7 protein-coding genes are annotated in these 11883 nt (G+C 67.6%); 6 read left to right on the top strand and 1 reads right to left on the bottom strand.

Going from position 1 to position 11883, the window contains the following annotated elements; all coding sequences use genetic code 11:
• Positions 1 to 11 precede the first annotated feature (11 nt).
• The 3 genes from ACFU4Z_RS07640 (at position 12) to ACFU4Z_RS07630 (ending at position 8091) form a co-directional block, all read left to right on the top strand.
• Positions 12 to 5120, top strand: a complete 5109-nt coding sequence (locus ACFU4Z_RS07640; RefSeq protein WP_379060576.1) for a LysM peptidoglycan-binding domain-containing protein — start codon at positions 12 to 14, stop codon at positions 5118 to 5120.
• A 3-nt stretch (positions 5121 to 5123) separates the two neighbouring features.
• Positions 5124 to 6752 (top strand): hypothetical protein, encoded by a 1629-nt coding sequence (locus tag ACFU4Z_RS07635; protein WP_379060575.1) that lies wholly within the window; start codon positions 5124 to 5126, stop codon positions 6750 to 6752.
• A gap of 412 nt (positions 6753 to 7164) precedes the next feature.
• A complete protein-coding gene (locus tag ACFU4Z_RS07630; protein ID WP_379060574.1) occupies positions 7165 to 8091 on the top strand; it encodes an NADP-dependent oxidoreductase in 927 nt (308 codons plus the stop codon).
• Between the two features lie 3 nt (positions 8092 to 8094).
• Here the strand turns inward: ACFU4Z_RS07630 and ACFU4Z_RS07625 are convergent, their stop codons facing one another.
• The gene (locus tag ACFU4Z_RS07625) at positions 8095 to 8565 is read right to left on the bottom strand and encodes a MarR family winged helix-turn-helix transcriptional regulator (protein WP_379060573.1); all 471 of its coding nucleotides are present in this window, start codon (positions 8563 to 8565) and stop codon (positions 8095 to 8097) included.
• A 57-nt stretch (positions 8566 to 8622) separates the two neighbouring features.
• Between ACFU4Z_RS07625 and ACFU4Z_RS07620 the strand changes: the two genes are divergently transcribed.
• The 3 genes from ACFU4Z_RS07620 to ACFU4Z_RS07610 all read left to right on the top strand — a co-directional run bounded on the left by ACFU4Z_RS07620 (position 8623) and on the right by ACFU4Z_RS07610 (position 11843).
• Positions 8623 to 9435, top strand: coding sequence for an alpha/beta fold hydrolase (locus ACFU4Z_RS07620; protein ID WP_379060572.1), 813 nt, complete (start codon positions 8623 to 8625; stop codon positions 9433 to 9435).
• A gap of 341 nt (positions 9436 to 9776) precedes the next feature.
• On the top strand, positions 9777 to 10775 hold the full coding sequence (locus tag ACFU4Z_RS07615) for a hypothetical protein (RefSeq protein WP_379060571.1): 999 nt from the start codon (positions 9777 to 9779) through the stop codon (positions 10773 to 10775).
• A 57-nt stretch (positions 10776 to 10832) separates the two neighbouring features.
• The gene (locus ACFU4Z_RS07610) at positions 10833 to 11843 is read left to right on the top strand and encodes a TauD/TfdA family dioxygenase (protein ID WP_379060570.1); all 1011 of its coding nucleotides are present in this window, start codon (positions 10833 to 10835) and stop codon (positions 11841 to 11843) included.
• Positions 11844 to 11883 lie beyond the last annotated feature (40 nt).

Raw genomic sequence — 11883 nt, 5'->3', positions numbered from 1 at the left:
CAGGAGTAGCCATGGCCAGGACTCACACGGTGGTCGGAGGCGACACACTGTTCCGGTTGGCACAGCAGTTCTACGGCAACGGGGAGCTGTTCCCGGTGATCGCGGCAGCGAACGGAATCATCGATCCGAATCGCATCTCCGTCGGCCGGACGCTGATCATTCCCGATATCGTCAAGACCCACACCGCCGTAGCGGGAGACACGTTGTTCGGGCTGGCGAAACGCTTCTACGGCGATGGTGAGCTGTTTCCGATCATCGCCGCGGCCAACCGGGTCATGGACCCCAACCGCATCGCGGCCGGGCAGGTGATCGTCATCCCCGAACTCACCGGACAGCGCCGCCCACCGATAATTCCCGCCAATCCCAGAACCCATGTCGTGGTGGCGGGTGACGCGCTGTTCGGTTTGGCGCAGCGTTTCTACGGCAAGGGTGAGCTGTTCCCGGTCATTGCCGCTGCCAATGGAATTGCCGATCCCGATCGGATCCCGGTGGGGCGGCGGCTGATCATTCCGCCGATCACGAGGACCTACATTGTCACCCAAGGTGACACGCTGTTCGGTTTGGCGCAGCGTTTCTACGGCAAGGGTGAGCTTTTTCCGATCATCGCGGTCGCCAACGCCATCCCGGACCCCGATCTGATCTTCGTCGGCCAACTGCTGATCATCCCCGACATAGGCACCGGCCCGACCGCTACCGGTGCCAGCCCGTTCATGCTGCGCCGCACTCTGGATATGGTCCGGCTCGAGCACGACAACAAGCTAGCGCTGGCCGATGACAAGGAGTTCGAGCTCGGCCGGGTGCGGGCGTGGGTTGCGAGCAATCCGCCCCGTGAGGAAGTGCCGCACGGCAATACGCCGCAGACTGTTCTCGCGCCGGTGGAGGCTGCGCAGGCAGCCAGGCGTGCGGAACTGGACCAGCTGCGAGCCCGGCTGGACGAGGCCACCGAAAACCTTGCCGCAGTGCTCGATTCGGGTGCACCGCTGTTCGGTGCGCACAGTGCCGAGCCGATCGCGTTGCTTCCCGTGCGGATCGAGACCAAATGGACCGCCGACAAACGCGGCATCAAGGTGCGCGTCTACCCCGACGACATCCACATCGATGGCTTCGACCCCGCACTCACCCCCGGTGAATTCGCCGCGGCGCGCAAGTACTGGCAGGATCCGGGTGACGAAGCCTGGCACACCCTGCTCCAGACCCTCAGCCCGAATCGCGCCGCCTGGGCGACCAGGGTGTCACGTCCCGGTATGCCCGACCCCGCACTGCGTGATCCACGTAAGCGACGTGCCCCCGAAGTGACCACCATGCCCGCGCAGTGGCGCTTCCTGGGCCTGGTCGGCGGCCTGGTGGTGGTCGACAAAGTCGGCGAAGACATCCCCGACCCCTTGCCGCTGGGTTTCCTCACCGCCGACGAAGCCGCACCCGATCGCCGGCATGCCGCCTGGGCCATCGATTTCGACGACGCAGTGCTCGAAGGCATGGCCACCGTGCTGAGGTTGCCCGCCGAGGTGGACCACCTCGACGAACTGTTCGTCATCGGCGTGAGCCAACGCGCGCCCGCCGAGGCCGCTGACCGGTTGCGCACGACATTGCACGGTCACGCGTACACCGGCGGCCTCGCCTTCCTCGCGCCGGGCACACCGACCAACAACACGCCGCAGAGCCGATCCTCGTGGTCGTCACGCCCCGATGGCACACCGCCGGGACCGACGCCCCCACGCGACCCCGACATCGCTGCGCGCACACACCGGGTAGTGGCGAACGACACGTTGTTCAAGCTGGCAAAACGCTTCTACGGCGACGGTGAATTGTTCCCGATCATCGCCGCTGCCAACAAGATCCCCGATCCCGATGTCATCGAGAAGGGCCAGCTGCTGGTGATTCCCGCCAAACCCGGTGAACCCGAACCGAATCCGACCGATGCCGACCGGGTGGCCCGTGCGCTCGGACTCACCGACGCGGGATTCCTCACCGAATGCCAGGGCGCCGAGCATGCCGGTGACGCCGCAGCAGAGACTTTGGCGATCCTGGCCTGGTGGGGTCTCGCGTTCAAGATGGTCGAAGATCAAGGGCTGTTCAGCACGCCGGAAGAGGTGTCGCGACTCGGACTCTGGCTGACCATCAGGGATCACATGGCCGAATTCGTCCGCAGCCGTGGACCTTTGCCGACTTTCCGGGTCGGAAGGCAGCCCTACGGTGTGCTTCCGGTGTCGACGGTCGACGAATGGACGACCGACCGGCCCGACGACGCGGCCTCGCTGATGCTGCCCTGGCTGTTGCGGCTACGGCATCACTGGCGTGCCGCGCTGGTCTCCGGCTGGATACCGCGAGTGACCGACGGCCTGCCCGCCGACCAGGTCGCGGCCGACATCCTGTGCCGTCTCCCGGTGTCGAACGATCTCGTGATCCGCCGCGTACTGTCCCCGAACGGTGGCCGGGAGAAGTTCGACAAACTGAGTCTGCGTTCCCCCGGGCCCGCCGTGGCTGTCGGCGGCATTCTTTCCGGACTGCGCTGGGCGCAGCCCACCGAGGACGTCAGCAATCTGGCATGGGTGTCCGATTCGAAGCCGCCGGATTACGCCAAGGTCGCCGAGCGCCTCGCCCCCAACGCGGCGAAATACCCCCAGCTGTTCGCGAACAGCCGAGACCAACTGCACGACGCTATCGACGTCCTGATCGACCGAATGACCCACGAGCAGTACCTCGAGCGGTGGCCGATGAGCATCGACGGCGTCTCTCCCGATCGGCGTGCGACGATCTTCGGCACGGTCGGGTTCGCCGATGATTCCGGATCGCCGACCGACTTCCTGCCCTGGCTGGTGAGCAGCGGCAACGACGCCCCCTTCGGCCAGGAGGGACCCGATCTCGCGAAGTCGGCACTGTCGATACCTTCGACGGTGGACCGGCTGTTGTCGCAGCTGATCATGGCCCCCCTCACCCCGAAGGCCGAACTCGACGCGATCCGCGAGTTCGGACGCCAGGGCCTGCCTGCCGCAGGCAAACTGCTCGCGGGTTTGGAGGCGCTGTCCCGGGTTGCGCCGCAGGACTTTCTGCCGCTGTTGTTCGAATTGTTCGACGTCACCGCACACCGTCTCGACGCCTGGGTGACCTCGCTGGCTACGCAGCGGCTCAGCCGAACACGTGCCGAGGGGGTGTCCGGGATACGTCTCGGCGGATACGGCTGGGTCGAGAATCTGCGTCCGGGCACGGTGCAGGAGTCCGACGGTTATATCCATGCGCCGTCGCTGCATCACGCGGCGACCGCTGCGGTCCTGCGCTCGGGATTCAAGTCCCACAAGGATGATTCCACGCTCGCGGTCGACCTGTCTTCACGACGGGCGCGCGTTGCCCGTTGGCTGCTCGGCGGTGTGCGGCGCGGCCAGACTCTCGGCGCCCTGCTCGGGTACCGATTCGAGCGGGCGCTGCATGACGCGAACCTCGATTCCCAGAAAGCGCGCTACCGCACGGTGTTTCCGATACCGGTGGTGCCGGAACCCGCGGATGGAAACCCGCAGCCCGATCTGTGGAAGCGCAGTTCCGAGGCCATCGCCGCGGCGAATGTTGTCGACGGTATGCAGTTGGCCCGTGCGCACGCCAGAGGTGCCGTGCCCGCGCTACTGGCCGAGCACGGATTCCTGTTCGAGCATGGGGAGAAGATCACACCCATCCTCGACGATCTCGTCGACGCTCTCGATGCTGTCGGTGACCTGCTGCTCGCCGAGAGCGTGCATCAGCTCGTCGGCGGCAACCCCATGCGCGCCGGGCTCGCCGCCGACACCCTCGGGCGCGGCGAGGACGTGCCCGATCGATTCGACGTGCTGCGCACCCCCCATCGTGGACGCGCGGTGACCCATCGGCTCGTCACGGTGCTGCCGCCCGATCCGCCGCGCGAGCCCGGCTGGGGCACGGACGCTTTCGCCGAGCTGGAGCCACGGGTCGAGGCGTGGGTGGCGGGCCTGCTCGGGCCGGCCGCCGGGTGGAAGCTGTCCGGAAAACTGACCCTGGGAGAGCAGTCGCAGCCGTTCACGGCCACCGCCGACACCCTCGGGCTCAGCGCACTGGGATTCGTGCTCGATGTCGCCGTCAGCGGGCAGCGCCGGATCACCGCGCGGCTTGCCCAGCAGCACGGAATCCCCGGCGCGGTCACCGAATTCGACGGCGCTTTCGCCGAGGCGCGTGCCGTCACCGAGCGGATCAACCGGTTGCTCGGCGGTGCGTCCGCCCTGCTGCCGAGGCATATCGTCGGTGAGCAGGCGAAAGTCAGGGAACCGGATCTGGCGGAGGTACGCGATCGGGTCGCCCGTTTCCTCACCGCCGTCGACACCGTCGAGCAGCGCAGTGCACTCGGCATCGAGGCGCGACTGCCGCAGCGACTCGTCGCATTGTCCAGGGACGCAACCACTCCCGGCTGGCTCACCGCGGTGACCCTCGCGCTCGCCGACTTCCTCGGCACCAACATTCCGCTCACCGCCGAGCTCTCCGGGCTGGCACTGCCCCAGTCCGCGGCAACGGGATCGGCGGTGGCGGACTGGGTTCTGCGGTTCGCCGCGATTCGCCCGACCACCCGCACCTGGCACGAGACCCTGCTACTGGCCGGTGTGCGGGCTGGGCGGCCATGCCCGCTTGCCGCGTCCCAGCTGCCCGGCGACGGCGCCTGGATCGGCGGCACGTTCGACCCGTTGCACCGCCCGACCGCCCGGCAGCACCTGGTCCGGCACACCCCCTTCGATCTGCCTGCCGGGCAGCCGCTGACCGGCATGGTGTTCGACGAATGGGTGGAGGTGCTGCCCGGCTCGGACGCGCTGGCGGCCACCAAGGTCGGCCCCGACGCGGTGCCGGTGGAATCGGAATTGACCGGAGTGTCGTTCCACTTCGACCGGCCGGATGCCAAAGCGCCACAGGCGATCTTGCTGGCGGTACCACCCGACCCGAAACGCGGCTGGACGGCCGACGGTCTGGCTCTCGTCGTTCGCGACACGCTCGAGCTGGCCAAGCTGCGCGCGGTCGACATCGGCGATCTGCCGTTGCTCGACGACATTCTGCCCGCCGTGCGCGTCGACGGACTCGGGCAACTGCACGGATCGATGATCAGCGAATTCTGGCGCACCCTGGCTGAGGAGTGAACGATGCCGCGAAAAATGGTCGATATCCTCGGGAACCCGAAGTTCCGTCTCGACGATCGCTACCGGTTGGAACCGTTGCCGCGCAGCAATGAGGTCGCCTCCGGCCTCACCGCCCGCGTGCACGATCCCGCCTGGGCATTGACGAGGCAATGGCAGTTCGGCGAATTCGCCGGACAGGACGCCGGATCCCCGGTGCTGGTGGAACTGTCCGGGCACAGCACCGTCATCTCCGCGTGGCGGCCCGCGGGCCGTACCGGGGAGCTGGCGGCCGACCACTCCTGGGTGCCCTATGAGCCGAAATCGGGGCCCCTTGACGGGATGGTCGAATCCGAGGACAGCGCGGCCCCGGACGAGCTGGCCAGAATCGAAGGCGGCGCACATTTCCTGCGGATGCTCGATGAGAAGGGTCTACGGGCACGCACGCCGGATGTGCTCGCCGCCTACGGTTTCCAACAGCCGATGCCGACCGGCCCGTCGAACCTGGTGACGCTACTCGCGCCGAAAGTGCCCGACGCCGGACGGCTGGTCGCCGATTTCAGCGACGGCGCGCCGGTCGTCGCGGGGCTCGGTTCCGTTCCCGCGGACTGGCTGACCTGGTGGCGCGGCCTGTTCCCCGCTGAAGCGCCGGACACCTTCGACCCGCACCGTTTCGAACATCGCGTCGATATGTCGTGCGGCGACAAGGTCTTTCACTCCGAGGAGTACCTCGGGGACGGTCTGGACTGGTTCACCGTCGACCTCGATCCGACCGCGACACCCGCGCCGACGACACCGGCCGCAGTGCACATGTTCAGCCGGGAGGCGATCCCGTCGACCGTCCGATACGGCGGCATTCCCGCGGACCGGTTCTGGGAGATGGAAGACGCGCAGATCGATCTCGGCTCGACCGACGTCGACAAGCTCGACACCGGCAGGCTGCTGCTGATCGCGTTCGCGGAGGTGTACGGCAACGACCGGTTCCTGCTTCCGCTGGAGGTGCCCGCGGGCTCGCTCACGGTGCTGGACAAGCTCGTCGTCTCCGATTCGTTCGGCGGCAAACACGAAATCACCCGTGCCGGAAGCGATGAGGAGGGCTGGAATCTCTTCACGGTCACCGGTACCGACAATGGTCTGCTCGTCATGCCGTCCGAACGCGGTGCTGTCGGCGAGCCGTTGGAGACCGTCGCGCTGTTGCGCGACGAACTCGCCAACCTCGGGTGGGCGGTGGAGAAGTCCTTCACCGACCCGCGGGGCGACCGGGTCGACCGACGTGAACGGTGGCTGCGGATCGCGCCGGAGAGCCCGCCGCCGCGCGACATCGGTTCCTACACGGTGCAAACCATCGTCCCGGACTATTGGCTGCCGCTGGTGCCGCACGCCGTGAGCCTCGACCAGATCCGCTTCGCGCTGGTGCCACTACAGCAGCCGGGGTTCACGTCCGAGCCGCACGGCAGGCTGCTGCACACCGATGACTGGGTGCACGAAGAGGAGGTCCCGCGCGACGGCGCACTGGTGACCCGCCGCCCGGTACTGGCTCGCTGGTTCGACGGTTCCTGGCACTCCTGGGTCCGCAGGCAGAAGAACCCCGGTAGCGGTGAAGGCTCCAGCGGGCTGCACTTCGATATCGTCCAGCCGTCGGAGCCGTGGCCGTGAGCCGGCCAACGCTCACAACATTTCCGGGCATCCTCTCGGATTGCTGTTCTTCGGGTCGCTGATATCGATCGCGGCGCCAATTCTCCTTCGTGCCAGTGGCCTTCATTCGACCTCAGGCGTTCGCCGCTATCGCGGTCGGGTTGACCGAGCGCGCCTTCGGCGAGGTCCGCGCCTGCTGCCGACCCGCATCGTCCGCCGATGTTCCAGCCCGAATCGGCGGACCCGGCTACCCAGCACGCGGTGGGGCCCGCAAGACCCGCGGAGGGCGTCCTCCTGTGGTCGGTGCCGAGCTCGACCAGGATTCGGGCCGCAGCGGCGCAGATGGTTGATGCGCGGATAGTTGACACGAGGAACGATGTGAGGTAATTATTTGTTTCGACAATATTCCTCATGTCAACTAAGTGGAGATCTGATGTACGCGATTACTCAAGACCGGTTCGGTGGGCCCGAGGTGCTGTATCGCACCGAGGTCGAGCTGCCGCAGCCCGGTTCCGGCGAGGTGCTGGTCCGGGTGCGGGCGGCGGGGGTGAACCCGGTGGACTCGGCCGTTCGTGCCGGGCATTTCCCGTTGTTTCCCGCACCGCCGTTCGCGCTGGGCTGGGATGTCGCCGGTGTTGTGGAGGCGGTGGGTCCGGGGGTGACGCGGTTCGAGGTTGGCGCGGAGGTTTTCGGGATGCCGCTGTTCCCGAAGGCGGCGGGTGGGTACGCGGAGTACCTGGTCGCGCCCGCTGCCGAGCTGGCGGCCAAGCCCGCGACTCTGTCGATGTCGGAGGCGGGCGCGTTGCCGCTGTCCGGGCTGACCGCGTGGCAGGGTTTGGTCGGGCTTGCCCGGATCGGGGCCGGGCAGCGGGTGCTGATCCATGCCGCGGCCGGTGGGGTCGGGCATCTGGCGGTACAGGTTGCCAAGGCGCGCGGCGCGCACGTCGTCGGCACCGCGCGGGCCGAGAATCACGCCTTTCTGACCGGGCTGGGCGCCGACGAGCTGATCGATTACACCGCAATCGATTTCACCGCCGCGATCGATCCGGTGGATGCGGTGTTCGACCTGGTCGGCGGCGAGTATGCCCCGCGCTCGCTGGGCGTGTTGAAGCCGGGAGGTGCGCTGGTCACCACGGTCGGTCACAATCCTGGGCTGACGTCGGCCGAAGCCGAGCAGCACGGTGTCCGCTTCGAGACCGTGTTCGTCCATCCGTCGGCAGCGGATCTGGCCGGCCTCGCCGGTCTCGCCGAGGCCGGTGCGCTGCGCGTCCACGTCGAGCGGGAGTTCGACCTGGCCGATGCCGCCGCGGCGCACGCGTCGGCCGGAAGTGCGAAGGGCAAAACCGTGCTCGTCCCGTGAGGGTCAGCCGTTCATGTCGACGTCGTCGAAGAGGTCGAGCATGTGGTCGAGAACCCTGAGGCAGGAGGAGATTTCGGCGTCGGTGAGGTTGCCGCCGGTCCGGCGTAGGAGGGCGTGTTCGCGCATGGTTGCGGCAGTGATGGCCGAGGCGCCCGCCGGGGTCAGGGCTATCAACGAGGAGCGCTGATGCAAGGGGTTCGACTGGAATTCGACCAGGTCGGCGGCCGCCGCGTCGTTGACCATGCGCTGGACGAACTGGCGGCTCAGGGACTGGGCGCGGCCCATATCCGGGACGGTCATCGGGCCGTGCTCGCGGAGCAGGTCGAGGATGGCGCGGATGCCGACCGAAAGCCCCTGGGGCGCTGCATCTTGCTCGATCTTCCGGTAGACCCTGCGGTGCAATGTGCCGACGCGGGTGAAGACCTCCATCAGTCGGGAGGCTAGTTCGTCTGGTGGCAGCGGCGGTTCGGTCACCCGGCCATTGTGACACCTTGGTTGTCAAAGTGCGATCAATATGACACCTTGGTTGTCATGATTGAACTCTCACGTACGTTCGACAGCGGCGACGGACTCCTCGCCTACCGTGACGCCGGTGCGGGCCGACCACTGGTGCTGTTGCACGCGAGTTTCGTCGACTCCATGATGTTCAACGCCCAACTGCCGGTCCTCGCTCGGCGCTACCGCGTGATCGCCCCGGACGCTCGCGGGCACGGTGAATCCGCCAACGCGACACGACCTTTCCGGCAGACCGACGATCTGGCTGCGTTGCTGCGGCACCTCGATCTCGGGCCCGCAGTCCTGATCGGCGTTTCGATGGGAGCCATGATCGCGGTCGACACCGCACTGGAACACCCCGATCTGGTGCGCGCCCTGGTCGTGAGCGGTCGTGCCATAGGCGAACCGGAGTATCGCGACCCGTGGTCGAAAGAGCTCGACGCCACCCAGGCCCGTGCCATGGCGCACGGCGACATCGACACGTGGATGACGGCGTTTGTGCAGTGGGCGGCGGGCCCGCGCCGTTCGCTCGACGAGGTCGACGCCACGATGGTGTCGCGAATTCGCGAGATGGCGGCTCGGACGCTCGCCAAACACACTGCGTCCGAACCGGATCATCACATCCCGGTCGCCGCTGTGGCGGCTCGCGCGGCGGCGATCGAGGTACCCGTACTCGCCGCCGACGGCGCGTTCGATTCCCCCGATCTGACGGCGACAGTGGACCGCCTCCTCGCCGCCGTCCCCGGCAGCCGAAGGGAAATCATCACCGGCGCAGGTCATTTCCCCAACATGGAGCAGCCGGATGCCTACAACCGGATCATCGAGGATTTCGTCGGTGGCTTGCGGTAGCTCCGGTGGCATCGAGTCCACTCTGTTCGACGGACGTAGGCCGACTGCGTCTGTCCGGGTCGCGGGAAGCCGGACATCCGGCGCGCGGTGCGGAGCGCGGCAACGTGCCCGGTTCGCAGGCGTCGGATCTCGGCGGTGAGATATGCGACGAGGCAAGGGAATTCATCATTTCGCTGCAAGCAAGCGCCTGCGAAACGGGCTTGTCGCGGGATATTGTGGATGACATGGGTACTTCGGAGACAGACCCGCATCCGCCAGTGGCTGTGTTCCGGGGAGTGCGGGACGGGGCAGCCGCCCCGCACCTGAACGGTCGCGTTCGGGCCGAAGCGCAACGGACCGCGATGACTGTGGCCGAAGTGCCGACTCATGCGGGTCCGGTCGAGCGCACCGCAGCGATACGGCGCGCCGCGGTCGCCGCCGGGGAGCTGGTCGATGCGTTGTCGGAGGAGGCCGGGCCCGTTGTCGGTGCGGACTTGCCCGCGGAGTCGGTGAGCCAGTCGTTCTTTCGGGTCCGCGAGGTGGATCTGTCGGATCAGCAGGCGGCCCTGCATGGTGTGCTGGTCATTTATCGGGGCCTGTGGGATCTGTGCAGGGCGCCGCTTTCGGGTGCGGACCTGGCGGTGGAGGTCGCCGGTATGCGGCAGGCCGTGCTCGACCTCACCGGGGCCGCGGCGTCGGACGCGGCGCCGGTTGGTCCTCTCTCCATTCCGGAGCCATCCGACGGCGTCTCGTTGGAGAGCGAGTGGACGGCGCGATGGCTCGTCGGGCATCAGGTTCACGTCCTGTTCAACATCTGCGCGGCGGTCGCCGTGACCGATGCGGCGCATCATCTGCGCTACGGCGCGACCGCTGCCGCGCTGGAACGACTCGACCATGCCACCACCTACGTGCGCGGCTTCCCCGCGGCGATGATCCATGCCAGCACCATCCCGGTGGACTACTACCTGGCGATGGTGCGCCCCACCATGCAGCCTCCGGAGGTGGCGACGCCGTTGAGCGGACGGCAACACCGCGGCTACAAGACATTCCGCAGCGCGATGAAAGACCTGCTGAAAGTAGTGCCCGACTCCTATGAGCAGCTGGTGGCCCGCGATCCCGAACTCGCCGCCGCCAGGGACGCACTGCTGGAGGCCGACCTCGTGGACAGCGAACGCCATGTCACGCTTGCCTATTCGATGGTGCGGTTGCGCAGGTCCATCGCGCAACTGCCGACCGGCCCGGACAACGCCGTGGGTGAGCTCCGGCTGATGCGGCACCGGCGGGCCGCCCACTATGCTCCGCTGCTCCGGTTCGGAGATCACTACATTGCTGACGCGGTGTCGGCTCTGCGGCACGGCTGAGCAGTCGAGTTCGATTCGCCGCCTCGATATTTCCGAACAGGCGCCCATGATGCCTGTGTGTTCGATCAGGAGGCGTTGATGCACGAAATCGCGGACACCGCAGTCGTCGACGGCACGGACGTGGCATTGGATCCCGCCGACTCGGTCGAGGTCGACCGGCTGGCTCGAACGCTGTGCGGCGATCCTCCCAACCTGGTGGACGACCCGGAATGGGTGGCGCGTGCCCGACACGCCTCGGATGAGCTGCCGGTATCGCTGCGCCGCAGTGTGCGCCGTTTCCGGCGGTCCTCCGGATCATCAGGGGCGCTGGTGATCCACGGTCTGCCGGTCGACGAGGCGATGCTGCCCGCCACGCCCTCGGTGGCGGATTCGGTGCAGCGTGCGGCCACCGTCGCGGCCGGGGTGCTCACCATGGTCGCGTGCGGGCTCGGCGACCCCGTCGCATACCTGGCCGAGAAGTCCGGCGCCCTTGTGCAGGATGTCGTGCCCGTGCCCGGGCGGGAGACCTTCTCGGGCAACGCCGGTTCGGTGTTGCTGACCTTCCACAACGAGAACGCTTTTCACCAGCACGAACCCGACTACGTGCTGCTGTTGTGCCTGCGTGCCGACCATGACCGGGTCGCCGGTCTGCGCACCGCCTGCCTTCGCGAAGTGCTGCCGCTGCTGCCGACAGCGAGCCGGGAAACCTTGTTCGCACCCGAATTCGTCACCGCACCACCGCCTTCCTTCGGCTCGGATAACCGGGCGCGTCCGCCGCAGCCGTTGCTGTTCGGGGCCGCCGACGATCCGGATATCCGGATGGCCACCATCGCGACCACGGCGCTGACGCCGCGGGCGGAAGCGGCGCTGGCCGAATTCGGCCGAGCCTGCGACACCGTCGCGCACACCACCAAGCTCATGCCCGGCGATCTGGTCATCATCGACAACCGGGTGACCGTCCACGGCCGCACCGCCTTTCGGCCCCGGTACGACGGAGCGGACCGCTGGGTGCAGCGAACCTTCGCCATCGCCGACCTGCGCCGCTCGCGCGACCACCGCCCGGACGACGGCTACGTCATCGCGCGATAGTCACGCTCCACAGCGGAACAGCGGATCGGGCTCGATCCGG

Source organism: Nocardia sp. NPDC057440, assembly GCF_042802915.1.
Taxonomy (GTDB): Bacteria; Actinomycetota; Actinomycetes; order Mycobacteriales; family Mycobacteriaceae; genus Nocardia.
Note: the sequence above shows the minus strand (reverse complement) of the source record. Positions and strands in the feature narration are given on the sequence as shown.